The 23,861-nt window shown below is 68.1% G+C and carries 23 protein-coding genes and 1 pseudogene; 11 read left to right on the forward strand and 13 right to left on the reverse strand.

Annotation, left to right across the window (positions count from 1 at the left end):
• Window positions 1-2 precede the first annotated feature (2 nt).
• A complete protein-coding gene (locus tag ACGWYJ_RS28645; RefSeq protein WP_395109510.1) occupies window positions 3-1,829 on the reverse strand; it encodes a prolyl oligopeptidase family serine peptidase in 1,827 nt (608 codons plus the stop codon).
• 158 nt (window positions 1,830-1,987) lie between these two features.
• Between ACGWYJ_RS28645 and ACGWYJ_RS28650 the strand changes: the two genes are divergently transcribed.
• Entirely contained in the window at window positions 1,988-2,188 is a 201-nt protein-coding gene (locus ACGWYJ_RS28650; RefSeq protein ID WP_395109511.1) for a hypothetical protein, read from the forward strand.
• Between the two features lie 34 nt (window positions 2,189-2,222).
• Here ACGWYJ_RS28650 and ACGWYJ_RS28655 read toward each other — a convergent pair whose 3' ends face one another.
• Both ACGWYJ_RS28655 and ACGWYJ_RS28660 read right to left on the reverse strand, forming a co-directional pair.
• Complete coding sequence (locus tag ACGWYJ_RS28655; RefSeq protein WP_395109513.1) at window positions 2,223-2,366, reverse strand: hypothetical protein; 144 nt, start codon at window positions 2,364-2,366, stop codon at window positions 2,223-2,225.
• Between the two features lie 81 nt (window positions 2,367-2,447).
• Window positions 2,448-2,732 carry a hypothetical protein gene (locus ACGWYJ_RS28660; protein ID WP_395109515.1) on the reverse strand — a complete coding sequence of 95 codons (285 nt, stop codon included), beginning with the start codon at window positions 2,730-2,732 and terminating at the stop codon, window positions 2,448-2,450.
• 278 nt (window positions 2,733-3,010) lie between these two features.
• Here ACGWYJ_RS28660 and ACGWYJ_RS28665 point away from each other — a divergent pair, with 278 nt between their 5' ends.
• Window positions 3,011-3,541: a GNAT family N-acetyltransferase gene (locus ACGWYJ_RS28665; protein WP_395109516.1), complete on the forward strand. Its 531-nt coding sequence runs from the start codon at window positions 3,011-3,013 to the stop codon at window positions 3,539-3,541.
• Window positions 3,542-3,560: 19 nt separating this feature from the next.
• Here ACGWYJ_RS28665 and ACGWYJ_RS28670 read toward each other — a convergent pair whose 3' ends face one another.
• Complete coding sequence (locus ACGWYJ_RS28670) at window positions 3,561-4,658, reverse strand: alpha/beta hydrolase (RefSeq protein ID WP_395109518.1); 1,098 nt, start codon at window positions 4,656-4,658, stop codon at window positions 3,561-3,563.
• A 278-nt stretch (window positions 4,659-4,936) separates the two neighbouring features.
• Between ACGWYJ_RS28670 and ACGWYJ_RS28675 the strand changes: the two genes are divergently transcribed.
• From ACGWYJ_RS28675 to ACGWYJ_RS28700, 6 genes and pseudogenes are all read left to right on the forward strand, one after another.
• Window positions 4,937-7,045 (forward strand): ATP-binding protein, encoded by a 2,109-nt coding sequence (locus ACGWYJ_RS28675; protein ID WP_395109519.1) that lies wholly within the window; start codon window positions 4,937-4,939, stop codon window positions 7,043-7,045.
• A 104-nt stretch (window positions 7,046-7,149) separates the two neighbouring features.
• Window positions 7,150-7,659 (forward strand): annotated as a pseudogene (locus tag ACGWYJ_RS28680) (GAF domain-containing protein); the annotation flags it as partial.
• Window positions 7,660-7,765: 106 nt separating this feature from the next.
• Entirely contained in the window at window positions 7,766-10,441 is a 2,676-nt protein-coding gene (locus ACGWYJ_RS28685) for a SpoIIE family protein phosphatase (protein WP_395109520.1), read from the forward strand.
• 846 nt (window positions 10,442-11,287) lie between these two features.
• Window positions 11,288-11,527 carry a hypothetical protein gene (locus ACGWYJ_RS28690; protein WP_395109521.1) on the forward strand — a complete coding sequence of 80 codons (240 nt, stop codon included), beginning with the start codon at window positions 11,288-11,290 and terminating at the stop codon, window positions 11,525-11,527.
• On the forward strand, window positions 11,524-12,120 hold the full coding sequence (locus ACGWYJ_RS28695) for a DUF6879 family protein (RefSeq protein ID WP_395109523.1): 597 nt from the start codon (window positions 11,524-11,526) through the stop codon (window positions 12,118-12,120). Before ACGWYJ_RS28690 ends, ACGWYJ_RS28695 begins: the two co-directional genes overlap by 4 nt.
• Window positions 12,121-12,162: 42 nt before the next feature.
• Window positions 12,163-12,759: a DUF6082 family protein gene (locus tag ACGWYJ_RS28700; RefSeq protein ID WP_395109524.1), complete on the forward strand. Its 597-nt coding sequence runs from the start codon at window positions 12,163-12,165 to the stop codon at window positions 12,757-12,759.
• Between the two features lie 589 nt (window positions 12,760-13,348).
• Here the strand turns inward: ACGWYJ_RS28700 and ACGWYJ_RS28705 are convergent.
• Both ACGWYJ_RS28705 and ACGWYJ_RS28710 read right to left on the reverse strand, forming a co-directional pair.
• Window positions 13,349-13,546 carry a DUF397 domain-containing protein gene (locus ACGWYJ_RS28705; protein ID WP_395109526.1) on the reverse strand — a complete coding sequence of 66 codons (198 nt, stop codon included), beginning with the start codon at window positions 13,544-13,546 and terminating at the stop codon, window positions 13,349-13,351.
• The gene (locus ACGWYJ_RS28710) at window positions 13,543-14,265 is read right to left on the reverse strand and encodes a DUF5753 domain-containing protein (protein WP_395109527.1); all 723 of its coding nucleotides are present in this window, start codon (window positions 14,263-14,265) and stop codon (window positions 13,543-13,545) included. The genes ACGWYJ_RS28705 and ACGWYJ_RS28710 overlap by 4 nt, the downstream gene beginning before the upstream one ends.
• An 830-nt stretch (window positions 14,266-15,095) precedes the next feature.
• On the opposite strand from ACGWYJ_RS28710, the gene ACGWYJ_RS28715 reads away from it, so the two are divergent.
• Window positions 15,096-16,169, forward strand: coding sequence for a transposase (locus ACGWYJ_RS28715; RefSeq protein WP_395109540.1), 1,074 nt, complete (start codon window positions 15,096-15,098; stop codon window positions 16,167-16,169).
• Here the strand turns inward: ACGWYJ_RS28715 and ACGWYJ_RS28720 are convergent.
• The gene (locus ACGWYJ_RS28720) at window positions 16,060-16,518 is read right to left on the reverse strand and encodes a hypothetical protein (RefSeq protein WP_395109528.1); all 459 of its coding nucleotides are present in this window, start codon (window positions 16,516-16,518) and stop codon (window positions 16,060-16,062) included. The genes ACGWYJ_RS28715 and ACGWYJ_RS28720 overlap by 110 nt on opposite strands.
• Window positions 16,519-16,885: 367 nt before the next feature.
• Window positions 16,886-17,284 (reverse strand): winged helix-turn-helix transcriptional regulator, encoded by a 399-nt coding sequence (locus tag ACGWYJ_RS28725; RefSeq protein WP_395109529.1) that lies wholly within the window; start codon window positions 17,282-17,284, stop codon window positions 16,886-16,888.
• On the opposite strand from ACGWYJ_RS28725, the gene ACGWYJ_RS28730 reads away from it, so the two are divergent.
• On the forward strand, window positions 17,276-17,728 hold the full coding sequence (locus ACGWYJ_RS28730; RefSeq protein ID WP_395109530.1) for a YybH family protein: 453 nt from the start codon (window positions 17,276-17,278) through the stop codon (window positions 17,726-17,728). The two genes, ACGWYJ_RS28725 and ACGWYJ_RS28730, sit on opposite strands and share 9 nt — an antisense overlap.
• Before the next feature lie 194 nt (window positions 17,729-17,922).
• Here the strand turns inward: ACGWYJ_RS28730 and ACGWYJ_RS28735 are convergent, their stop codons facing one another.
• On the reverse strand, window positions 17,923-18,114 hold the full coding sequence (locus tag ACGWYJ_RS28735; RefSeq protein ID WP_395109531.1) for a hypothetical protein: 192 nt from the start codon (window positions 18,112-18,114) through the stop codon (window positions 17,923-17,925).
• A 206-nt stretch (window positions 18,115-18,320) separates the two neighbouring features.
• Between ACGWYJ_RS28735 and ACGWYJ_RS28740 the strand changes: the two genes are divergently transcribed.
• Complete coding sequence (locus ACGWYJ_RS28740) at window positions 18,321-18,647, forward strand: reverse transcriptase domain-containing protein (protein WP_395109532.1); 327 nt, start codon at window positions 18,321-18,323, stop codon at window positions 18,645-18,647.
• 94 nt (window positions 18,648-18,741) lie between these two features.
• On the opposite strand, the gene ACGWYJ_RS28745 is transcribed toward ACGWYJ_RS28740, so the two are convergent.
• The 4 genes from ACGWYJ_RS28745 to ACGWYJ_RS28760 all read right to left on the reverse strand — a co-directional run.
• Window positions 18,742-19,950, reverse strand: coding sequence for a DNA adenine methylase (locus ACGWYJ_RS28745; protein ID WP_395109533.1), 1,209 nt, complete (start codon window positions 19,948-19,950; stop codon window positions 18,742-18,744).
• A 46-nt stretch (window positions 19,951-19,996) separates the two neighbouring features.
• Window positions 19,997-21,406: a hypothetical protein gene (locus tag ACGWYJ_RS28750; RefSeq protein ID WP_395109534.1), complete on the reverse strand. Its 1,410-nt coding sequence runs from the start codon at window positions 21,404-21,406 to the stop codon at window positions 19,997-19,999.
• 3 nt (window positions 21,407-21,409) lie between these two features.
• On the reverse strand, window positions 21,410-23,419 hold the full coding sequence (locus tag ACGWYJ_RS28755) for an ATP-binding protein (protein WP_395109536.1): 2,010 nt from the start codon (window positions 23,417-23,419) through the stop codon (window positions 21,410-21,412).
• A gap of 174 nt (window positions 23,420-23,593) precedes the next feature.
• Window positions 23,594-23,861: hypothetical protein (locus ACGWYJ_RS28760; RefSeq protein ID WP_395109537.1), on the reverse strand; the 268-nt coding region annotated here is incomplete at its 5' end.

A 23,861-nucleotide genomic window follows, 5' to 3' on the forward strand; every position in this document is an offset into this window, starting at 1 on the left:
CGTCAGGCGAGGCCGAGGTGCTTGCGGGCGAAGGAGATCTCGGCCTCCATCTGCTTGATGCGTTCCTCCACGACCAGCGATCCGTGGCCCGCGTCGTACCGGTAGACGTCGTGGGGATGGCCCAGCTCGGCCAGCCGCTCCAGGTAGTTGTCGATCTGCCGGATGGGGCAGCGCGGGTCGTTCTCCCCGGCCAGGATCAGCACGGGCGCCTTCACCCGTTCGACATAGGTGATCGGGGACGACTCCTTGTACCGCTCCGGCACGTCGTCGGGTGAGCCGCCGAACAGGGACCGGTCGAACGCCTGGAGCCCCTCCATCTCGTCCTCGTACGCGGCGACGTAGTCCGCGACGGGCACGGCGGCGACGGCGACCGTCCAGTCGTCGGGCTGCGTGCCGATGCCCAGCAGCGTGAGGAACCCTCCCCAGGACCCGCCCGTGAGGACGAGCCGGGCCGGGTCCGCCAGGCCGGAGGAGACGGCCCAGTCGCGGACGGCCTTGATGTCCTCCAGCTCGGTCAGCCCCACCCGTCCCTCGATCGCGTCGCGCCACTCCGAGCCGTAGCCGGTGGACCCCCGGTAGTTCACCCGGACGACGGCGAAGCCGTGATCGACCCAGGCGGCGGCCGACGGGACGAACGAGTCCTGGTCCTGGGCGGTCGGCCCGCCGTGAATGTCGAACACCGTGGGGAACGGCGCGTCCCCCTCGGCCGGCCTGCTGATCAGCGCGTGGATACGGCCGCCCGGACCGTCCACCCAGGCGTCCTCCACCGGGACGGACGGCGGCGCGGCGGGCCCCGGCGGCGTCAGCACGATCTCGCCGGACGTGGACCGGATCACGGGCGGTTCGGCGGACGACGACCAGAAGAACTCGACCGTCCCGTCGGGGCGGGCGCCGGCCCCGCCGATCACTCCGCGGGGCGTGTCGATGCGGGACAGCTCGGCGCCGTCCAGGTCGTAGCGGTAGAGCTCGTCGCGGGCCTCGTGGGAGTGCGACACCAGCAGCGCCGACCCGTCCGGGTACCAGTCGGCGCCGATCTCACCGGGCAGGTCCAGGACGATCTCCTGCTCGGTGTTCTCGACCGGGTCCCAGATCAGCAGCTCCTCCTTGCCCCGGCGCTCGTGGTTGACCAGCAGCCGCGAGTCGCCGGAGACGGGTGAGAACCCGGCGCCGTACACGCCCTTGCCCGGCCCGTCCCACAAGTCGGCGACCGTCGTCCCGTCGGGACGGACGACGCGCAGGGCCATGTGGCGGCTGTCGCCGTGCTCGCTGTGCCCGATGGCGATGAGCGTCTCGTCCCGGGAGAGCGCCGCGACATGCGCGTCCTCCTCGTGCTCGTACAGCACCTCCGGCTCGGCGCCCGGACGGCACAGGTGGATGGACGTGCCGCCCTCGGTCGTGCGCCCGACGACCGCGAGCCCGCTCGAACCGACGGCCAGCCCGGACGGATAGGACGGCTCCAGCCCCGGCACCGCCGGAACGCTCCCGTCCTCGGCCACCGTGTCCCCGTCCGAGGAGCGGCCTTCCTCGGAGTCCTCAGTGGTGGCAGGCAGGTCGAACGGGGTGCGGCGCCAGATGCCGAACTCGTCGCCGTCGGTGTCGGCGAACCACCAGATCCACTCGCCGGTCGGGTCGACGCCGCCCATCCAGGTGCCGTTCGGACGGTCGGTGACCTGCCGCCGCATGCCGGTCGCCCGGTCCCACGCGTAGATCTCCCAGGTGCCCGTGACGTTCGACCGGTACGTGCTGCGGTGCGGTGCGTCGTGGGCCCAGCCGGGCAGGCTCATCCGCGCGGCCCGGAACCGCGCCTTCCAGCGCTCGTCGTCGACCATGCCCTCAGTATGACCGGATCATGGTCACCCGGGTGCCCACTCGCGATCCGCGGGCCCACGGGAACCGTTCCCGGGCGGGGATTCTGCTTTGCCCGGTCGTGGGCTAATCTCAGCCGGTCGCTTCAACGCCCGCATGGGCTGGAAAGGTCGATCGTTCGATGCCCAAGATGCCGCGCCTTCTGCTGGCCGCGACCGTCCTGTTCTCCGCCGCGGGACTGAGCGCGTGCTCCTCCGACCGCTGGTGCGAGCACGACGCCACCGACACCAGGGTCAGCGATAGCTACTGCGAGAGGAACACCCCCGGCTACGAGTGGGAGTCGGACGGCGGCTCGTCCAAGAAGCGCAAGAAGCGCACGTAGCGCACGGCGTGCGGGGCCTCGTCCAGGGGCTCGTCTAGGGGGATCTCCGCAGGGTCAAGGTCGTGCGTGGTCTGCGCCGGCGCGCGGTTTCCTTGGAACGTGGATCGTTCTCGGCGAGCAGGTGCTTGAGCGAGCGCGGCACGATCTCTTCCGGCTTGTCGGCGAAGGGGGAACGCATGTGTTTTCTCCTCTGCTGTTCGGGTGATCCGGAGGAGGGCCCGGTCGACGGACGGCCGGATCGCCCGGCCGCCGGGGCGGGTCAGGCGGCGGTGGCGTACTCCTGGAAGGCGCGGCTGACGGTGTGCAGCGCCCACCGCATGCGGGTCGCGTACGCCTCGGGGTGGTCGCCGGCCTCTTGGGCGACGTAGGCGGCGCACCGGGTGCTGTCGCCGCCGCAGGCGCACAGGCTCTCGTCGATCGCCTTGCGGACCCGCTCGGGCGACGGCTCGTCCGACGGCTCGTCCGACGGCTGCAACGGGGACGCGAAGAGGATCTGGGCCAGGTCGGAGGTGGTCATCGAGGTGAGGCTCAGCGTCGTCGCCATCGTGTGCCTTCTTCCATCGGAGGGGTCTCCCTTACCCCTGCTGCTAGTACTGACTCTGACGACCGGGCGAACTCATCGCCATCGGGGAAGTCCCCCATAATCCGCGGGCATGCCCCCGAGTCCGGGTAGGGGTAACCCCACCTGCCCACCCCCGTACGGGCACCAGGCCCGGCCCCGGATCCTCTGCGTACTGGCACATCCGCCTACCGCCCGACGCCATTCCCGAACGCCGCACGCGCGGGGATCATGAGTGTCAACGGCATGAGAGGCGGCCCCGAATGCCCCAGTTGATCCAGCTCACCGACTGTTCGGACGTCACCCCGGCTCTACGCGACGGACTGGTCAAGTGCTGGACGGAGGTGACGAACGGGAACCGCGCCACCGGCTTCGCGTTCCCTCCGGTCCACAAGAACGATGTCGCCCCCGTCCTGGACGCGCTCATCTCCCGGCTGCACCCCGACCGTGAACGCCTGCTGCTCGCCCTCTCCGGCGCCGCGCTCGCCGGCTGGGTGACCCTCAGCCGCGACCCCAACCCCCTGATCGCCCATTGGGGCAGCGTCAACCACCTCCAGACGCTGCCCTCCCATCGCAAGCGCGGTGTGGCCACGGCGTTGATGAACGACCTGCACCGCATAGCCCGGGACGAGATGCACCTGGAGCAACTTCACCTGGCGGCCCGTGGCGGGCTCGGCTTAGAGAACTTCTACAGCCGTCTGGGGTGGCGGGAGGTGGGCCGCTGGCCCAAGGCTTTCCGCCTCGCCCCAGGGGATACCGAGGACGAAGTCCTCATGGTCCTGTCTCCGCTCTGACCCCCCGGCATCGCCTGCCTCAATGGGTGTTGATCCAACGGTTGATGCGGGCGAACGAGAGGTCGGCGGACGGATGCAGCGCCAGCGAGTGCCCGGTGTCGGGGACGGTGGCCCCCGTGAGGCTCGCGGCGGAGGTGTAGTAAGGCGCTTCGTTGGCGCGCACGTTCTCGTCCCGGCCGCAGTCGAGCAGCAGGCCGCACACGGCCGCGTCATGCTCGCCGACGATCGCCAGGACGTGCGCGCGGACCCTGTTGGTGTCGTTGAGCCCCGGCGGGACGGCCACCCTCGCGGCCGAGTCGCCGAGTTCGACGCCCGACAGGATGTCCTTGTGCGCCTCGTCGTAGGCGATGACGGCGGGGTCGGCGGCCGAGGCGCGGTAGAACGAGGCCGACCGCGTGCCCGGGCGGGTGGTCAGGTAGCCGGTGTCGATGGACCGGCGGCCGGCGAAGGACGGGTCGAGGGTCGCGGGCTGGAACCGCGCGATGGTCAGCGGCGCGCCCGCGGCGATGGCCGGTGGGTGGAGCGCGCCGGTCAGCACGACACGGTCGACATCGCGGTAATCGGCGGCCTCCGAAATCGCGATCATTGAGCCGACGGAATGGCCGATCACCGTCGTCTGGGCGAAGTCCCGGCGGCGCAGCCATTGGACGATCTGGTGGAGGACATGCGCGTCGGCGGCCACGGTGAGCGCCGTGCTGGGCGGCCGGGAGCTGTCCCCGCTGCCCGGCCGATCATAGGCGAACGCGGCGCGGCCCGCGCGGGTGGTCTTCCGCACGTAAGAATAGAGCCGTGGATTCTGGGGCCATTGCCAATAGGAGGAGTCGTACGTGCCGCCGTGAACGAGGACATCCACCCTCCGTACGCCGCCGGCATAGGCGCGGGGGACGCATAGGGTCCCGGAGACGATGTGCTCTCGCGGCAGGCCCGGCCCGAGCCACACCGGAAGCCGTACCCTCGTACACGAACCCTCGGACGACGAGGGCACGGACGACGAGGGCGCAGGCGTTGCGTGCGCGGGCGTCGCGGGGGCGGGCACGGCGCAGAGGTTCAGCGAAGCCGCCGCCGTGGCCGCGATTCCGCGGATGATCCTTTTTCTGGGGATGATCGTTTTTCGCATGGCGGCCTCCCGTTCGGAGAACCGGAACCCTAACACCGCCGCCGATGATCTTTATGAAGTCCGGCGAAGCCCGCGCGCCTGGCCCGAATTTTCCTTTTCAGGTTAATCATACGTATTTTGTCGGCTGAGCCGACTCATGTGATAATCGATCATATCTTTGTGGTCATGAGCCGTTCCCGGTGTCGGCAAATGCCGATGGGCGATATCATTCGTGGGCGCCGGGGGTTGGAAAAGCGTGGCGACCGCGGCCACGCCGGGGGAAAGGGCGCGGAGGGGTCATGGCCGAAATCACCGGGCTGCGCTCGGGCGAGCATCTCGGCAACCTGCCGGCCGAAATATCCAGTTTCATCGGACGCCGCGAAGAACTGGCGGAGATCGAGAGGTTGCTGTCGGGCTCGCGGCTGGTGACCCTCACCGGTGTCGCCGGCGTCGGCAAGACGAGGACGGCGCTGCGGGCCGCGTCCGAGCTGCGGGCGGCGTTCCCGGACGGGGTGTGGCTCGCGGAACTGTCCGGCCTGGAGGACTCCGGGCTCCTCGCCTACGCGGTCGCCCACGCGCTGGGCCTGCGCGACCAGACGACGCGCCCGCCTCTCGACGTGCTGACCGGCTTCCTGTCCGGCCGGAGGGCGCTGCTGGTGCTGGACACCTGCGAGCACCTCCTCGACGCGTGCGCCCTGCTGGCCGAGGTGCTGCTGGCCGCCTGCCCGTGGCTGCGGATCCTGGCGACCAGCAGGCGGCCGCTGAACGTCGAGGGCGAGGCGCTGTTCACCGTCCCTCCGCTGCCCGTGCCGGGGGCCGACGCCGAGCCGGGGGACGACCCCGGCCACGACTCGGTGGCCCTGTTCGTCGAACGCGCCGCCGCCGTCGACCACCGGTTCGCCCTCACGCCGTCCAACCAGGCGGCCGTCGCGCGGCTGTGCCGCCGCCTGGAGGGCATCCCGCTGGCGCTGGAGCTCGCCGCGGTCTGGGTCTCGGCGCTGCCGGTCGAGCGGATCGTCGACCGGCTGGACCGGCGGCTCGAACTCCTCGCCGCCGACGGCGGCACGGCGCGGCGGCACGGCGCCCTGCGCACCGCGATCGGGTGGAGCCACGAGCTGTGCTGCCCTCGTGAACGGCTGCTCTGGGCACGGGTGTCGGTGTTCGCCGGCGCCTTCGACGAGGCCGCCGCGGCGGCGGTGTGCGCCGACGACCGGCTGCCGGCCCGTTCCGTCCCCGAACTGCTGGCCGCGCTGGCCGACAGGTCGATCCTGTCGCGCGAGGAGCGCGACACCGGGATCGCCTACCGGATGCTGGACACGCTCCGGGAGTACGGCACCGAGTGGCTGGAGTCCGCGGGCGAACGGCGCCTCTTGCAACGCCGCCATCGCGACCACCACCTGGCGCTGGTCCGGCGGTACGAGGCCGAGTGGTGCGGGCCCCGCCAGCTTGAGTGGCACACGACGATGACCCGTGCGCACGCCGACCTGCGCGTCGCGCTGGAGTTCAGCCCGGGCGACCCGGACGAGCGGCAGGCCGGACTCGACCTGGCGGGAAGCCTCCACCTGTTCTGGGCGTCGGGCGGCATGATCCGGGAAGGCAGGCACTACCTCGACCGGGCGCTCGCCCTGGACCTGCCTCCCGGCCCCGCGACGGCCAAGGCGCTGTGGACGTGCGCCAGGCTCGCCTGCACCCAGGGCGACCTCGCCGCCGCCGAAGAGCTCATCGAACGCTGCCGCCCGTACGCGGAAAACGGCGACCGGGTCGCCGCCGGGTACCTGGCCTACCTCACCGGCGGCATCGCCATGTTCCGCGGCGAGCACGACCGGGCGGCGGAGCTGCTGCGGGACGCCGTCGCCTTCCACCGCCACGGCGGCGACGCCGGCACCGGGCTGCTTCTCAGCCTGGCGGTGCAGGGCATGGTCGAGGTCATGCGGGGCGACTTCGACCGGGCGACCGCCCTGCTGGAGGAGAGCCGCGCGCTGTGCGACCGGTACGGGGACCGCTGGGCGCGCGCCTTCGCCGACTACATGCGCGGCCTGGCCGAGCTGGCACGCGGCGACGTCGCCGCCGCGACCTGGTACGGGCGCGAGTCACTGCGGTTTAGGCCGCTGCTGCGCGACACCCTGGGCACCGCCCTGGCGCTGGACCTGCTCGCGTCCGCCGCCGTCACGGACGAGCACGCCGGACCCGCGCGCGCCGCCGTGCTGCTCGGTTTCGCCGACCGCGTGTGGCACACCTTCGGCCTGCCGCAGTTCGGCTCCGGAGACCTGGCCCGGCAACGGGGACGGTGCGAACGGCAGGCGCGCCTGGCCCTGGGCGACACCGCCTACGAGGCGGCCTTCCGCCAGGGCCGCGCGATGGACCTGCTCGACGGGATCGCCTACGCGCTCGGGGAGGCCCCCTGTTGACCGGCGGCCCTCCCCGCACCGTGACCGGTGCCGTCCCAGTGCCCGGCCTGTCCACCGATCGGCTCGACGTCTTCCCCACACCCGCCGTTCAGCCGGAGTACGCGATGACCCCAAAGTACCTCCGTGACATCCGGCGGCCCCCCATAGCCGGGCCCCCGGATGCCGCGGCTCCGGCCAGTCCAGGGGAGATCTTCCGGCGGTTCGCCGAGGCGGTCGTGCCGCGGCTCGCCGACTTCGTCGCCGTGCACCTGTTCGATGACCCCGTCCAGGAGACCGAGCGGGACGGCGGGTCGCTGTGGCGGGTCATCTCGCTCGACGCCACCGCGTCCCGGAGCTTCGGCAGCCTGCTGCCCGCCGGCCGCGGCACAGGGGGCCGGCACGACCCGGACGGCGGGGGCACCGTGCACATCCCCCGAGTGGACGGTCCGGCCGCCGACCGGCTCGCGGCCCAGTTCGACGCGCCCAGGCTGGCGCGTGCCCTGCTCGGACGGGCCCTGCTCGCGCTCCCGCTGGCCTCCCGCGGCCGGCTGCTGGGCCACGCGCTGATCGTGTGCGAGCCGGACCGCCCGGCGTACCGCGACCGCGAGATCACGCTGCTGGAGGAACTCGCCCGCTGGGCCGCCGCGGAGGCGGACCGCGCGCTCCCGCACCGGGGAGGCGGCGGGTCGCTGGAGCACCGGCTGTGGCTGGAGTCGGGCCCCGGAGGTCCCGGCCCGCGCGGTGGGGCTCGACCTGGCGTTCCGCTACGTCCCCGCGCAGACGCCCCCGACCCTGCTCGGCGGCGACTGGCTCGACGTCATCCCCCTGCCCCGCGACCGGACCGCGCTCGTGGTCGGGGACGTCGCCGGGCACGGGGTGGAGGCGGGCATGAGGATGAGCCGGTGCAAGACCATGGTGCGCACGCTCGCGTCCCTCGACCTGCCGCCGGACGCACTGCTGGACCGTCTCGACCGGCTCGTCTGCGAGCTGGGCGAACAGTACGGCCGGGACGAGGAGTTCCTGGCCACGTGCGTGTACGCGGTCTACGATCCCGCCGCCCGCGAGTGCCGCGTCGCCAGCGCCGGCCATCCGCCGCCGGTGCTGATCAGCCCGGACGGGCGGGGCGAGGCGCTCGCCGTGAGCCCGGGGCCGCCCGTCGGCTGCGGCGACGGCGGTTTCACCACGTCCTCCTTCGCCACGGCCGACGGCAGCCTCCTGGTGCTCTACTCCGACGGCCTCCTGGAGAACCGGCACCGTGACTTCGACGAGGGCGTCCGCGCCCTGACCACCCGGCTCCTCGGCCCCCCGAAGGACCTGGAACAGACCTGCGACGAACTCATGGCCAGGTTCGCCGCCGCCGGGCACCAGGACGACGTCACCCTCTTCCTCGCGCGCCTGAGGGGCGTGCCGTGCGAGGTTCCTGCGTCCGCCGTGCGGCAGGCCGAGGAAGGCCCCTTCGTCGGCCGTTCCGAGGAACTGGACGAGGTCGCCGAACTGCTGGGAAGGGCCCGGCTGGTCAGCGTCACCGGAGCCCCCGGCATCGGCAAGACCCGGCTGGCCCTGCGCGCGGCGCGCCTGCTACGCGACGACTTTCCCGACGGGACGTGCCTGGTCCGGCTGGCCGGCGTCCACGACCCCCGCCTGCTCGCCCGCGCCGTCGCCGAAGCCCTCGGCGTCGACGTCGAACGGGGCCGCTCCTGGGACGACGCCGTCATCGCGCACCTCTCCGGGCGGCGGGCGCTTCTCGTCGTCGACGGCTGCGAACACCTCGTCGCGCCCTGCGCCGACCTTCTCAGGAGAGTCCTGGAGGCCGCGCCCGGCGTCCGCGTCCTGACGACCGGCCGCCATCCGCTGCGCGTCCCAGGCGAACACCTCCTGACACTGGCCCCGCTGGAGCCGGACGAGGCCCTCGACCTGCTCCTCTCAAGAAGCCCGCAGTGCGACCCCGACCGGGCCCGCGCCCTCTGCCTGCGCCTTGACCGCATCCCCCTGGCGATCGTCCTGGCGGCCGAGCGGCTACGCGACCTCTCCGTGGACGACCTGCTCGAACGCCTGCGCCGCCCGTTCGACGCCCTCGCCGGTGACCTGCGCGCCGCGATCGACCGGAGCCACGAGCTGTGCACGTCCGCCGAACGGCTCCTGTGGGCGCGCCTGTCGGTGTTCGCCGGCGGCTTCGACCTGTCCGAAGCCGAGGAGATCTGCTCCGACGACGAGCTCCCTCAAGAGGAGATCCTCAACGTCCTCGCCGGGCTGGTCCACAACTCGATCGTCATCCCGGAAGGGGACCCCCGCGCCCAGCGTTTCCGCATGCTCGGCCTGCTCGCGGAGTACGGGCGCGAACGACTCGACCGGCTCGGGGAAGGCACGTCCCTCCGCCGCCGGCATCGCGACGCGTACCGGCGGCTCGTCCGGGAGGGCACGGACCAATGGCTGGGGCCGGGCCAGGCGGAGCACTGCGAACTGCTGCGGCGCGAACACCCCAACCTCCGCGAGGCCCTGGAGTTCTCCTTCACCCACCCCGGCGAAGCGGAGGCCGGTCTGGACATCGCCACCGCCCTGTGGCCGCTGTGGATCAGCGGATCCCTGACCGAGGGAAGGACCTGGCTCGGACGCGGCCTCACCCTCACGTCCACCACCAGCCCCCGGCGCGCCGAAGCCCTGTGGCTGGACGCCTGGCTGGCCGCCGTCCAAGGCGACCGCGTGGCCGCGCTGACCTCCGTCGAGGAATGCTGCGTCCTGTCCAGCCGAACCGGCGACACCCGCGAGATCGCCACGTCCATCCAGATCTCCGCCGAGGCGGCCCTCCGCAGAGGCGACAGCGCGGTCGCCTTCCCCCTCTACCGCGAGGCCCTGGCCCGCTTCCACGCCGACGCCGACTTCCTCGGCGTCTGCACCAGCCTCTTCCAGTTCGCCCTCTGCCACGCCCTCCACGCCACCCCCGACTACCTCCATCGAGCGGTCGACCTCTGCGACGAGGGCATCTGGACCTGCGAAGCCTTCGACGAACTCTGGTGCCGTTCCTGGTGCGAATACACCCTGGCCCTCAGCTTCTGGAGACTGGACCAGCCCCACTCCGCCCAAGAAGCCGCCCTACGCGGCCTCGCCCTGAAACGACGACTCCACGACCGCCCAGGCATCGCCCTGTGCCTCGAACTCCTCGCCTGGATAGCCGCCACCGAAGGCCGCCACGAACAAGCCGCCCGCTGGCTCGGCGCCGCCCACCCCATCACCGAGGAAACCGGCACCCACCTGGCCGGCTACCCCCAACTGGCCACCTTCCACGACCAAGCCAAAACCACCATCCAAACCGCCCTAGGCCCCGACCGCACCAACCACCTCGTCAACGAAGCAGCAACCGTCCCCCTAGACCAGTACCTGGACGCCCTACTAACCCCCCGAAAAGCCCCCACCCGGTAAGTCCAGTGCAGAAGCTTCGAACCACAAGAAGACCCGAGGTGACTCCAGGGTTTCGAGTACTCCTCGTCGCCCCGTGGGCGATCTCCATAGCAGTTCCCAGAGGGCCAGTTGGGCTTCTACGACGCGATGCGCATCGGCGCAGTCCTTGTCCGCGGGCTGTTCCAGCAGGTTGCTGAAAATGGCCGCGTGCGCCGCAGCTCCGGCTATGTCACCACGCTGGCCGGACGCCGCAGCAGCACCCGCAAGGGCGTGGCGATGCGGTACTCCAGCGACCCGCTGATGGCCGCCGCCACCGAGGCCGAGGACGTCGGTCCACCGCGACGGCTTCTTGATGGTCCGGGCGGCCCTGACCGGGCAGGCCGTGGCGGGCCTCTCAGGTGCCCGTTTCGGTGCGGAGCCGCTGTCGGTGACGGCCCCGTTCCTGAAGACCCTGCATGGACTCGTTCCTCCCGGCACGAAGCCGACGGCGCGCAGTTCGGCAGGTACACGCGCACCGTGTGGAGCCGGCGATCCGGGACCGGATGGAGCGGGGCTCCCTCGGCGAATGGATCAAGCTGCCCGGCTCATGGATCAGCAACCCGCACCGTGCGCTGACACCGCCCCGTCCCTCAGGAAATGCGCCCTCGATTCGCGAAGCTCAAGGGACTTGAGACGCACATCGGGATGTCCGGGAGACTTGGCCGTGAATTCGGATGATCTCCTGCGCGGTTGTGGTCTTCCGTAATTCGGATCGATTGCTGTTGCGGCAAGCGTTTGCCGGCCCGGTGCGGTCATGAGCGCGAACCGACGTTTTCCGGGGCAGTTTACGGGGTAGGATCGGCCGCGCGATCTATCCGGGAGGTTCTCATGAAGGTGATCGGCCGGCTCGGCAAAGCTCCCGCTGAGCGCGGTGACACGACTTCGACGACAGGTTCTCCTGACATTCTGACGCTCAATGACGGCGCGTTCGCGGTCATCGGCGTCGATATTACCGAGGAACTGGGCAAAAGTCCATGGAAAGACGCCCGGTGCGCGCCGAATGAACGGATCGTTCGAATCACACGTAACACCCTTATCGCCGCGAAGAACGATATCCCGGACGAATGATGCATCGACCGCCTGCGTGGGCACTGGACGGTAGCGAGCGGCTGACCCTGGAGGGCTTCCTGGAGTCTTTCGGCACGGCCTGGGCGCGCACCGAGCGGCGCTTCCTCAAGCTGGAGTGCTGGCAGTCCTACCGCGAGGCCGACGGCGTCCGATCGCAGGAGGCGTTCCAGGCGGGCGACACCGCGCTGGCCCGCCGCCTCCTGGAAGAGGAGGCGATGGGAGACCAGCCCCTTCGCGACGACGTGCGGGCGAGGAACCTGGAGTTCACCCGGATGCGGCTGCTCTCCTACCCGCTCACCGACTACCTGCGCTACGAGATGATCAATTACGAGGTGCGCAGGCGGCTGGGTGAGAACATCGAGTTCCTCCTGCCGCCCTCTCCCGTTGAGGACTACTTCGACTTCCTGCTGTTCGACGCCCACACCGCCCTCATCCACGACTACGGGCCCGGCCCCGTCGGGCATCAGTCGGGCGGCTGGGTCACCCATCACCCGAAGACGCTGCACAGACTGCTCGACATCGCCACCGATCTACGCGCCCGCGGCGAGCGGGTACATCCCCTCAACGACACTTCGCACCAATCTCGTATCTGACACGGCGGTGTCATGACAGGCCGATTGAGGCGGACCCTGCCCGTGAGTCTCGCGATCACCGCGGGGCTCGTCATCGTGCTGCTCTGCGTCCTCGTCCCGATCCTCCTGCTGCTCCGGATGGACGATGACGAGCTGGCGCGCTGGTCGGACATCGGCCAGGCGGTCAGCCCGGTCGCGGTCTTCTTCTCCGGTGCGGCCTTCCTGGGGATTACTGCCACGCTCCTGATGCAGGGCCGCGAGCTGCGCAACCAACGTGAAGAGTTGCGAATCGCGCAGGAGGAACAGGCACGCGGCAGCGAACTCGCCATGCGCGAGCTGCACACCGACCTGATCAAGATGGCCATCGAGGACAGTGAGCTCCGTTCGGTCTGGCCCGCCCCTGCGCCCGGGGAGCAGACGACCCGCAAGGACCACTACTGCAACCTCATCCTCAACCTCCAGAAGGTCGCCTACGAGACCCACACGATCGAGCTTCCCGAACTCCGCAGCGCCCTACGGTTCCTGATGACCAGCCCGGACATGCGCGCCTTCTGGTCCCGAAGCCGTCCGTCCCGTGTCTCCATCACCGAAGGCGACGAAGCCGAGGACACCTTCACGGCCGAGGTGGACGCGGCGTACACGGACACCATCGCCCCGTAGCGTGCGGGAGTCGATTCAGGCGCAGGTCTTGCGCGTGGACACCGCTGGATCAAGGCGTCTCGGCGAGTACACGCACGCCGCCCCGGAGGCGCGTGGAACTGGTGATGCATGAGCGGACGATGCCGGGCGGCGGCCCGGCGGGAACCGGCGCGGCCTGTGGCCGTTGTGCCGGTAGGGCGACCTGTTCCGTGAGTTGCGCCCTGCTCGCGCCTGGCTGTTCCCGGACGGACGATGCCGGCGTCTGGATCGTGCAGCCTTCTCCTCGGTTACAGAACACTCTCCCGGTGCCTGCCCGCCAAGCTGGAGATCGTCTCCGGCTAGGTCACCGCGCGGGCCAGGACGCCGCCACAGCACCGCAAGGGCAGGGCGATGTGGTGCTCCCGATCCTCACCCGGTTCCCTCGCTTCAAAAAGGCCGGCGACCGCCTGACCACCGGCGGAGCGCTGGCCGGTGCCCTGCGCGAGGCCGGCTTCGACCTCGCCCTGTCCCAGCGCATGGACAACCTGTGCACCGCGCGGCCTTGGCCTCACAGAGCGGCGAGCCTCCGATCCGCACCGGGTCGGAGGCTCGCAACACCAGGGGGTGGATGTCAGGGCAGGTCGTGCTCCCCGCGCTTCACACGCCGGGCGAACACCAGCCAGTCGGCGCGCCCGAACACCAGGTGAGGCGCCTCGGCGGCCTTGGAGTCACGCACACCGATGTTTCCTTCGAGGCGCGCAACCTCCACGCAGTCGCTCGTTCCGGCGTCGCTGCCGCTGTGGCTCGACTTACGCCAGACGGGAGTCATGAGAACCCTTCCATCACTTGCTGTATCAACTCGGCGGACGCATCCACCGGAAGTGCCCGATCGCTGATGCGATCAAAGTTCGCTCGGTACGAGCGTACATCCGTGGCATCTACGACAAGCCGCCCGCCGAAGCTCGCCTCGACGTACACGGCGTCGCTGCCGTCCACGGTCATGATCTTGAAGGAGCCGTCCCGTCCCACGTGGGCGCCCACCCGCTGAGGGACGACCCGTACGGAAATGTTCGGTTGTTCTCCCAGTTCGAGCAGCCGGGCGAGCTGACCGCGCATGACATCCCGCCCACCGACGGGTTGCCTGATGACTCCCTCATCCAGCATGACCCAAAGATTCGGCGGGGGATCCCGGAGCAGACTCTCCTGTCGATTCATCCGAACCGCCACGCGCGCATCGACATCCCGGAATCCACCTCCGATCACGGCTTCCCGTGCGTACGCCTCGGTCTGGAAGAGCCCCGGAATCCAGGCGAGCTCCCAGATGCGCAGCTCGGAGGAGCGGACCTCCATCTCGAAGTGCGCCTTGAACCACTCCGGGTCGTGGCCCGCCTTGGCGAAGAGCACCAGCACTGTGAACAGGCCCTGCGTGTCCCACTCCCGGTCGAGGACGCGTGCGTGCTTCTCCAGGAGCTTGACCTGACCGGACTCAAGCCGTGAAACACTCGACCTATCAAGATCAAGTAGCAAACCCAGAGCGCTGCCGGACATTCGGCGCTCCTCACGGTGTCTACGCAGTTGAACAGCGATGAGATCCCAGAGCGAACCTTCCGGCCTCAGTGACTCTCTGGCGGTCATCTGCAACTTCCCGTTGTTGTATCTGCTGTACGAACCTTCCGAAGGTAACGCCGAGCGTGAATCCTTGTCTCACGATTGAGCCAAGCCGAGGGGCCGAAAGATGGACACAAAAACCTCACTCGAAGACCGCGACCTTGCCCAGTTGCGTCATGACTTCACGGGGCATCGGATCTGGCGGGCGGTTCGCTGGGACGGCCGGCCGGGTGACTGGGTGGCCAGCCTCCATGACCCCGCCGCCGGTGTCGATCCCACGGTGATCTGTTCGAGCGCCGAAGAACTGCGAGCCGCCCTGCGCTGTGAAGCCGGACGTGCCACCACGCGCAGGGGGCTCCGGTAAGGAAACAGCCGCAGCACCACGCGGCCTCGCCACCGGAGGGGACCCTATCCCCCAACGAGATCCCATGAGGGAGGTGAGAGGGGCGCGGCATCCGGTAAGCATCCCTTCGGGTGCACCGACCGCGCCGCTCTACCGCCCCGCCTGGGCCTCCGGACGGGCGGTTGGCCTACACCTCAACTGAACAGCCGACGCGTGAGATCATCACTGCCCAGATCGACGCGCACTTCCCCGGCGTCCATTGCTGGTGGGCCTGCCCTCATCCGGTCGTAGCACTTGATCCTGGGGTGGTGTAGTCCTGCTCGGCGAGTTGATCGCCGGGGGGCAGGACCGGGAGGAGATGTCCCTGGGGATCGCCGAGGGAGTGCAGGGCAAGGTCATCGCGGAACGGATCGGGCGGTGCCCGAGCATGGTGTCGCGCGAGATCGCCCGGCACGGCGGCCGGGGCCGATATCGGGCGGCACGGGCCGGCCGGGCGGCGCGGCGGGCGCGGCGACGGCCCAAGATGCGCAGGATGGACGTCGGCGCCTGCCTGCGGCTGGTGGTGGTCGAACTGCTCAAGCAGGGCTGGTCGCCGCAGCAGGTGGCCGGGCGGTCGCCGATCGATCACCCCGCCGGCCAGCATGTACACGTGTCCCACGAGGCGATCTACGGCTGGATCTACGCACTGCCCAAAGGCGGACTGGGCCGCTGGTGTCCGATGTTGCGCTCAGGCCGCACCCGCTGCCGGCCCGTGCACGGACGCGCGCCGCGTTCACCGCGGATCCGCGGGATCCGGTGGATCGGCGACCGTAGCGCCGATGCCATCGGCCGGCAGGACCCCGGGCACTGGGGAGGGGGATCCCCCCGGTCGGCAACGACGGCAGGACCGCGGTGGGAGCGGGTGTCGCGGTTTGTGGTGCTGGTTCCGCCGGCCGGACGGGACGCCACCACCGTGTCCGAGGCCGTCATCGGCCAGGCCGGGGCTTGCCGGACGTGGTGCGCCGGTCGCTCACCTGGGACTGCGGGTCGGCACCAGCGAGAACACCAACCGCCGGCTACGGGAGCATTTCCCCGAAGGCACCACGATCACCGAAGACCGGGACTACCTGCAGGCCGTCCCCGGCGAACTCAACACCGGCCCCGCGCCATCTTCGGATTCAAGAAGTTCAAAGAAGCCTTCGCCGAGCTGCTGACCAATTGGGTTGAGGTCAAGGGGTCCAGTCATGTTGTGCCCCCCTCTCGTCCCCTCGGAGGGCTGCCCACGTCCGTAGGCAATCTGCTGCGCCGCCCGTTCCGGTACCGCATCGCTCCATCTGCCGATCATCCGCGTCACAGGCGACGACCATCTCCAACAGCGCCGCGAGGGCCATGCCCGCCGACCGCGGCTCGCATCAGGCGGCGGTGTCCTCCAGGACGGAGCGGATCCGGCTCCAGGCGTGTTCGAGGTCGATGTCTGGAGCAGGTTCGAAGACAAGGACGCCGTCTCCCAGGTCGAGGGTGAGGACCGGCCGTCCGGCCTCGGTGAGCATCGGCTCGCTCACGTCCACCCCGTAAGGCGCCTCCAGGACGCTCATCTCCGTGTCCCCGCGCGGATCGAACATCAGCAGGCCGGGTGCCACCCACAGGGCGCCCCGATGCAGCGCTTTCTCGGGGACGGCGTCCCTGTCGTACGGCAGCGGTCCGCACAGCCTGCCGATCAGGCAGAGCCGGGGCCGGCGTCCCGCGGTCAGCTCGGCCACGATCTCATCGGTGTCTCCCAGGCCGGGCGGGATGATGTAGAAGGCCAGGCCCGGTCGTGGCCCGGTCAGCTCGCGACGGAACGACCGCAACGACGGCCGACGGCGCAGCATGCGATCCGCGGCGGGCCGGAGCAACATCCCCCCGCCCAACCCCGATAGGGCCGCGGCAATGACCAGAACAGCGGTGGACATTTGCGTCACCTTAACTGCCGCCCGGCGGCCATCCCATGGTGACCAGGGTGATCCGTGACGCCAGGAGGCCCCATGATTCTCACGGCGCCGAACGCGCGTTCCGGGCCGGTCTCGCACAGATCCTCGGCGGGATCGCCGCAAGCCTTCGCACCGACGAGCGCGGCTCGGGCCCAAAGGACTGACCGGACGCCCCTGCGTGGGCGAACCATGCTGCCCATGGACGTTGGCCACGCGGGTTGTGGTGTGGGACCGCTAGGGCGGATGCCCGTCGAATGCTGCGTTGGCGTCAGCGGTCTGTTCGGGCGTCGTGGGCTTGGAGAGCCAGGCCGGTGCGGTACAGCTCGATCAGCAAAGGACGTAGTTCTCTGCCGCGGTCGGTGATGCGGTATTCGGTTCGCGGTGGGAACCCGTTGGTGATGGTTCGTTCCACAAGGCCGCCGGAGACCAGTGCGTTCAGGCGATCGCTGAGGACCTTGTCGCTGAGCGAGGGCAGTGTCGCGGCCAATTCCGTGTAGGAGTAGGCATCACCCGACATGAGGTTTCGTAGCACAAGGGTCGTCCATCGTCCCGCGATCGCCGCGAGGGCGACCTCGACCGGGCAGTCCGGTGACGGGGCTTGAGTGCGTCCGGTCGGGGTCGGCACGAGCTCCTCGTCCCACCCGATGCTTACCGTTTGGTGAGCCATGAGATCTCCTGCTTCGCTGCACCCATGACCAACAAGATTCTTCCATCCGGCAGCGATCTCCCCTTGGCCACCAGCCCGGAACAGCAGCCGTACGTCTTCGCGGCCGCGTTCAACACCGGCGATCCCGACGCCATCGAGCGCGTCTACGAAGCGGGCGGCGTCTTCGTCGGCAGCCCGGGACAGCCGACGACCGGGGCCGACCGTCGCGAGGCGAATGCCCGCATGGCGGCCCTTGGGCTTCCCATCGAGGTCAAGCCCCGTCATGTCTACGTCGCCGACGACATCGCCCTGCTCATCGTGGACTGGACGATCAGCGGCACCGCCTCGGATGGCGAGGAGGTCGACATCCAGGGAACCGCCACGGATGTGGCGCGACGCGGCGAGGACGGAATCTGGCGCTACGTCATCGACAACCCGTTCGGAACGGCGACGCAGAAGCCGTGACGTGGCTGCCGGAGCTATCGCCTGGGTGTGCTGTCGTTCATGCGATGGGTGTTCGGCCTCGCGGATATGGACGGAACCGCCCGCGTGGGCCACCTTGCGGCAAGGGATGATCAGCCGACGAAAGGCCAGATGACCAGTGGGCAGGGCGCGCGCCCACCTGGAGCGACCAACAGCGGCAGGCAGAGGTACGTGGATCAGAGGACGCGGAAGGAGTCGTCCGGCTTGAGCTCGGCGCGCCGGCCGGTGCGGGTGAGCGTCCGGGAGATGCGCACTTCAGGTCCTTGGCCATGTGCCCGGACGGCACGGTGTTCCGGACGGAGTTGTTCCAGCGGGACCCCGTGCCGGTGGTGCTTGCCGCTGTAGTACAGCCGGTCGCCCGGCCCCAATAGCCGGTCGATGGGCCAGGGTGCCGTCCAAGATGACGTAGGCCTTGCGCTGGGCGATTCGCGCCTCCTCGCTGGCGGAGTGGACGGGCAGTCCATCGCCGATTTCGAGGCCGATCTGAGGAACAACCTGTATCGGATCTGGAATCGAACGTCGTCGGGGACCTACTTTCCTCCTGCGGTCAAGGCGGTGCAGATCCTCAAGCCGCATGGTGGCGGGACCGCGGGTGCTCGGGGTGCCGACCGTGGCGGATCGTGTGGCGCAGATGGTGGCGGCGCTGGCGCTCCAGGCCCGGACGGAGTCGATCTTTCATGACGACTCGTATGGGTACAGGCCTCGGCGCAGCGCGCTGGATGCGGTTGCGCGTTGCCGCGAGCGGTGCCAGCGCAAGAGCTGGGTCCTGGACCTGGACGTCCAGAAGTTCTTCGACTCCGTCGACAACGAGTTGATGGTAAAGGCGGTCGAGGCCGCCGTCACCTGCGATCAGCGGTGGGTGGTTCTCTATGTCAAGCGGTGGCTGATACTCCTCGCCTGAACACCATCCGTCACCACGGGTATCTTGGAAGAGCGCTTGGAGAGATACCTCCGGTTGCGCAACGGCGGCCGGGTTTGCGGACCGCTTCGCTTGCTCACGGTAGGCGGAGTTGCTCATCCAGCGGAACTGTTGCCGGAGGCAGAGTTGTAATCAGCAACTCGTTAGCAGCTCGCTTCCCCACGCGACCGGCCGCACTGTAGCGAGTGGCAACCAGGCGCTTGCTAATTCGCCAACGGCGCACACCGAGGGTGTCGCGATCAAGCTTCGATGGAGTCATGCGGTCGTGTGCGTACAGCCATTCGCTTTGCGTGAGCATCGGATGGTTGTCGTAGCTGAGCAGCCATCTGAACTGCGCCTTTTTGCGCAGGTAGTCGGCAAGTTCGAGGTGCAAGGTGTCGTCGGTGGGCCGCGAAGCCCCGAGTCGGTCGCCACCATAGCCGCCTCTAGGGTCGAAGGAGGTCCGGTAGAGAACCGACGACTTCTCGACGTAGGGCGGGTCGAGGTAAGCGACCACACGAGAGGGCAAAAGTTGCGGGTAGTGCTCGGGAACGTCGTCCAATGTTTGACGCCAGTCCTTGCGCCAAACGTCGACCAAGCGCCCGATGTTGTAAAGGTGCCCTACATAGCGGAGACGCTCGGCGAGCGCCTCAGGGTTCCAGCGACATCCGATCGGATACTTGCTTGCTTGGGCGCGGCCGCCGATGGGCCCAGCCTTCCCATGCAGGATGCCCGAGAAGGTCGTGCGGTTGAGAAAGAGGCACTGCATGGCTGCTGCTAGCCGGCGATTGCGCGGCGACATGTTTGACCGCGGGCGCCAGGCGCGCCAGTAGTCCCACCGCTCAACGGCTGTCGCACCACCGTCGCGTACATATAGCCTCCACTCATCGTGCATCCGATCGATGAGTCGTTCGGTATCGTCGGCGGCCGCCTGCCAGAAGGCGGTGACGAGTGGATCGGCATCCGCAAGGAGGATGCGGTCAACGATTCCTTCCCCGATCATGCGCAGTGATGCTGACGCGCCGCCGGCGAAGGGCTCGACGAGGAGGTTGATCTCCGGCACAACTGGGGACTGTTTCGCCGACGTGATCACTCGGGCGATTACGGGGGCCAGTGACGACTTGGCGCCGGGGTAGCGTAGAGCGGACTGGTACCGGCCACGAGCGAGCTCGTGGGCGATGGGCGCAAGTTCCTTGGCCAGAGGCCGAGCCTGCGCACTGATCGCCTCGCCAGTGCCGTAGGATTCGGCGATCTTGGCGAGCTCGCCGACAGAGACGGCGGCTGGCGGCAACGTCACAGCAGGCATGATCGTATTTTGCCGGACGTACGGACGTTCGGGCGCACCGTTAGACCTACTTCTCGAAGTAGGTCGGCTGTCGCACAGCCTGGATGTCGAGCTTCAGCCCAGGGATGTTCTGCTGCGCCATCATCGTGAGAACGGAGCGTCCCACGCCGAGAGGCAACGCTGCCGCCGAGTGTGCGAGAGCGATGGGGACTACGGCATGCTCGTACATGCGGGTCCTGAGTGAGTCAAGGACTTCGCAGATCAGACGTAGTGTCGGGTATGCGTCCCAGCCTTCCACGTCTTGGCTGTCGTCGTAGGGTGACAATCCTGGCGCCGGCAAGACCGTGATGACCAGCGGGTCTCCAGCGCGAGTGCGGTAGATGAAGCGGCGACCGTAGAACTCATCGATGCCGTAGTGATTGGTCGCTGGTCGTCCCGAGATGCGGTTGATGTACTCGTTGGTGAGCCGCATGACGTGACCAGGGCGTATCAAGTCCTTGATCTGCTCAGCATGTTCAACAAACGTCCCGGTCTTCTCGATGCCCACGAGGAGGGGTGCGACGAGGTCACGTTGGGAGCACCATTCGCTCAGATCGCTGAGATGCTCCTGGAACCGACGCTTCAGCGGGGCCAGAGGCCCGAATAGAGCCAGAGGTCCATCAGTCATGAAGATGGTGTGCCGAAGGACGTGAGGTGCCATGTCGGCGAAGAAGTTGAGGTAGCACAGGGACATCAAACGCTCTGCGGCCGTCATGACACGTCCCATGGGCGTGAAGTTTGAGCCCTCGACGTTATACTCCTCGTGCGTGCGGAGAACGTCCGCGAGGTAGAGCTGCTCGTTGCATGACGGGCAGGTGCCGCCCGTGGCTGTGACCACGAGCGTGCTCTCATCTGCGGCCTTGAGCCCACAGCAAGGGCAGACACGAAGCGGGATCCTCGTGGCAACAGCCCCCCGAGTGCCATGCAGCGCGAGAAGGCCATCAGCAAGAGTCATGGTAGTGCTTGAGTCGAACCGCGAACTGCTCAGGAACGCGTCGAGCTCAGTGCGCCAGGTGTCGACACCGCTCATGCCTGGTCGAGCCAGCAGTGACCCGGGCAGCGCCGTATCGAAGGCATACTCGGTGTAGGAGCGGCGAACTTTGCGAGGGTCGATGTATTTCTCTCGCGCGAGACTTCGGAAGACATCGAGCCGCACCATCGAGCCAGCGACCCGAAGGTAGCCGACCTTCACGGTTGGATGTTCTCGGGTCGTCTCGACCTCGGTGTCCGAGCCGTCCACTGTGATCGAGAACTCGACGTCATCAAGACTGCCAACCAGTGGAAGCTCTTCGAGTGGAGAGCACAGTCCTTCAATGTCGTCTCTACTGTTGGGGCGCCCGTTCGTGATCGTCCAACGTTGCAGCGCAGCCTTGACAGCCTCGTTGCGAACTGTTGCTACATGTCCAAGGCGGGAGGCCTTCTCTCCGGCGTAGGACATGGCCTACTCGCCCTCGGGGGCAGGGGTGGCGTTGATGCTGGCCAGCCCAGCAGCCTTCCGAGCATCGTTTACCATCGCATGATCGAACTTCGCGATCTGCACCGGAACAATGTACTTGCCGGAGTAGGTCTTCATGCGCACGAATCCAACATCCTCGGCCCGCATGATGCTTGGAGTCCACACCTTGAAGTCGTAGTAGTGCGCGAGCTCGCGCGTCTCGTGGTCGGAGTTGAGGTGCGCGATCAACCAGTTGGAGGTGTTCGACAGGATGCGCTTGTCGACTGAGGTGACCTCCTGCGTTGCGTAGATCAGTCCCATCCGATACTTCGCGGCCTCCTTCGACAAACGCACCCATGGGTCATCGGCCACGTCCCGTCCCCCGCGCTCGAAGAGGTTGTGAGCTTCCTCCACGATGATCTGCATGTCCACCGGATCTTTGTCCGCGCGGAAGCGTTCGCTCGCGCGGTTCAGCAGGTGCGTAATGATACGCTCCGACATCACCTTGGCGACCTGGTCATTGCCGCTGGAGAGGTCGACAATGGCGAGGCGCCCCGTGCACATGTCCTGCCACAGGTGCTCTCCGACATCGCCAGCCGACTGCTCCCCATGGAAGGGACGGATGGTGCGGATGGCGGATGTGACTCCCGTGTACTTGTAGACACCCCAGATGTGGGCGAAGTGACACTTTTCGGTGTCATGCCACTTCTCGAAATCGCCACGCCTCTCTCCTGCCCACTCTGCTAGTGCGAGTGCGTCAGATGGCGTCCGCACACGGTACTTGCCCCGGCCTGCCGTAGTGACCGCACCAGGTTTGGCTGCCATAAACGGCTGTATCTGCTCTGCCTTCGCCGTGACGACGAGGTCCTGCGGCAGTGAGCCCCCTCGGAAGCCGCACTTCGCCAGGAGTCCGTAGAAGGCAACCATGGCCCACTCCCAACGGGCGTGAGCACTGTGATCGCTCCTCTCGGGCTCAACGAGCACCGCCGACCTGAAGTCTTTACCGTAGTTGGTGTTGACCGATGCGGTTGCTTCGCTGACGAGGCTCCATGCTGCGTCCAGAACTTCACGATCGTAGAAGTTGATGCGCAGAGGCTTCTCCCGGCTGTCGCTCGAGTCGGGCTCCACCTTGTAGATCCGCACCATGGTGTCGTCATCGCCGAGTAGACGAAGACCTGTGCCGTCCTGCTTGTTGACGTTGGCGTACTCCCCCTGAGGGTCGAAGATGAGCTGGCCGATGGAACGCTGATGTTCGGAGCCGTAGCGATGCACAGCTGTCACGAGCGTCTTGATGGTGTTGGACTTGCCAGTCCGCGTCATGCCGAACACGGCGGTCTTGCGGCCGATGAAGTCGGAAACGTCGATGCGGACATCGGCCTGGTCAGTGCCGGCGATCAGCGCCTTGCGACGTGTGGACGCGAACCGAACCTTGCCGATAGAGAGGGCATCTCGGTCGTCAGCAGGCTGAGGGTAGGAGGCCAGCCAGGAGAGTACGTCCGTTGATGGAAGGAAGACCTGATACCGCGCTGAAACAACCACGTTGTCGATGTCCGCGCCGTACTTGATCACCGCGTCGCGGGCGTCGGTCTCGGTGTAAAAGGTTCCGAGTACTTCGCAGTCGAAGGCGGACTGCTGGAGCTCGTTGCGGGTCAGCACGTCAGTCACGTCGTCGAAGCCAACGCCCGAGGCGCCAGCGTCACGTACAACCGCCAGGCGTGTTTGGATCAGTTCGGATTCGTTCGGCAGTGGTGCGGTCCCGCGTACCCGGAGCAGGATGACCTCTTGATCTTCGAGTACGAATCCGGACTCGGTGTTCTCTCCCGCAACGGCGAGGAGGAATCCGCCGCGAGGCACGCCTCCGGCCTGGTGCTTCTTGAAGTCATCGGTCAAGACCACCGCAGAGTCGTAGTCGAGTCGGAAGATGCCGCCGACAGGGGAGCAGCCCTTGTTGATCAAAGCCGTCAGTGGCTTCTTGAGCTCGGTGGTTGTTTGGACTGCCTCAGCGATTCCCATCATGCGCCGCTCCCCCAGTCGGGCCGTGCAACATCGGTTCATTCGGCCAGTGGCTTCGATTCCTAGGCGACTGTGACACTACATGTAACCACCGACAGAAGTGTCGTCAATGGGTCGAGACGGCCAGGTGTCTCGGCGTTGGAACCGGATCCTCCCCCGCGGAGGCGCCTACGATACCTAGTCAACCTCGCCCTTGACCTCGACATCGTGCTTGTGCGGAGCGAGTGGCCGCAGATGGTCGTCGAGAATGACGACGCCATAGGCGCCCCCAACTTCAGGCTTCATGAGTTGCTGAGTGTGCAGCGCCCGACGAGAGTTCCAGAAACTGGGATCACGGCCGCTGAAGTGCTGGAGGCGGTCGGCAAGGCCGCGCCGTGGCCAGCCACGGGCGAGACAGGCAGACAGGACGAGTATGCCGAGGTTCGGGCTCGTGGTGACCACGGAT

The sequence above is a fragment of the Actinomadura sp. SCN-SB genome, assembly GCF_043906805.1.
Lineage (GTDB): Bacteria > Actinomycetota > Actinomycetes > Streptosporangiales > Streptosporangiaceae > Spirillospora.

What these genes read in the sequence shown, in the direction of transcription:
- ACGWYJ_RS28690 (WP_395109521.1), top strand. Translation starts at nt 11,288, where the DNA reads ATGAAGGTGATCGGCCGGCTCGGCAAAGCTCCCGCTGAGCGCGGTGAC.
- ACGWYJ_RS28665 (WP_395109516.1), top strand. Translation starts at nt 3,011, where the DNA reads ATGCCCCAGTTGATCCAGCTCACCGACTGTTCGGACGTCACCCCGGCT.
- ACGWYJ_RS28745 (WP_395109533.1), bottom strand. Translation starts at nt 19,950, where the DNA reads ATGCCTGCTGTGACGTTGCCGCCAGCCGCCGTCTCTGTCGGCGAGCTC.
- ACGWYJ_RS28645 (WP_395109510.1), bottom strand. Translation starts at nt 1,829, where the DNA reads ATGGTCGACGACGAGCGCTGGAAGGCGCGGTTCCGGGCCGCGCGGATG.
- ACGWYJ_RS28725 (WP_395109529.1), bottom strand. Translation starts at nt 17,284, where the DNA reads ATGGCTCACCAAACGGTAAGCATCGGGTGGGACGAGGAGCTCGTGCCG.
- ACGWYJ_RS28695 (WP_395109523.1), top strand. Translation starts at nt 11,524, where the DNA reads ATGATGCATCGACCGCCTGCGTGGGCACTGGACGGTAGCGAGCGGCTG.
- ACGWYJ_RS28655 (WP_395109513.1), bottom strand. Translation starts at nt 2,366, where the DNA reads ATGCGTTCCCCCTTCGCCGACAAGCCGGAAGAGATCGTGCCGCGCTCG.
- ACGWYJ_RS28675 (WP_395109519.1), top strand. Translation starts at nt 4,937, where the DNA reads ATGGCCGAAATCACCGGGCTGCGCTCGGGCGAGCATCTCGGCAACCTG.
- ACGWYJ_RS28710 (WP_395109527.1), bottom strand. Translation starts at nt 14,265, where the DNA reads ATGTCCGGCAGCGCTCTGGGTTTGCTACTTGATCTTGATAGGTCGAGT.
- ACGWYJ_RS28720 (WP_395109528.1), bottom strand. Translation starts at nt 16,518, where the DNA reads ATGCTGCGCCGTCGGCCGTCGTTGCGGTCGTTCCGTCGCGAGCTGACC.
- ACGWYJ_RS28755 (WP_395109536.1), bottom strand. Translation starts at nt 23,419, where the DNA reads ATGATGGGAATCGCTGAGGCAGTCCAAACAACCACCGAGCTCAAGAAG.
- ACGWYJ_RS28650 (WP_395109511.1), top strand. Translation starts at nt 1,988, where the DNA reads ATGCCCAAGATGCCGCGCCTTCTGCTGGCCGCGACCGTCCTGTTCTCC.
- ACGWYJ_RS28740 (WP_395109532.1), top strand. Translation starts at nt 18,321, where the DNA reads ATGGTGGCGGGACCGCGGGTGCTCGGGGTGCCGACCGTGGCGGATCGT.
- ACGWYJ_RS28670 (WP_395109518.1), bottom strand. Translation starts at nt 4,658, where the DNA reads ATGCGAAAAACGATCATCCCCAGAAAAAGGATCATCCGCGGAATCGCG.
- ACGWYJ_RS28705 (WP_395109526.1), bottom strand. Translation starts at nt 13,546, where the DNA reads ATGACTCCCGTCTGGCGTAAGTCGAGCCACAGCGGCAGCGACGCCGGA.
- ACGWYJ_RS28715 (WP_395109540.1), top strand. Translation starts at nt 15,096, where the DNA reads ATGGTGTCGCGCGAGATCGCCCGGCACGGCGGCCGGGGCCGATATCGG.
- ACGWYJ_RS28660 (WP_395109515.1), bottom strand. Translation starts at nt 2,732, where the DNA reads ATGGCGACGACGCTGAGCCTCACCTCGATGACCACCTCCGACCTGGCC.
- ACGWYJ_RS28750 (WP_395109534.1), bottom strand. Translation starts at nt 21,406, where the DNA reads ATGTCCTACGCCGGAGAGAAGGCCTCCCGCCTTGGACATGTAGCAACA.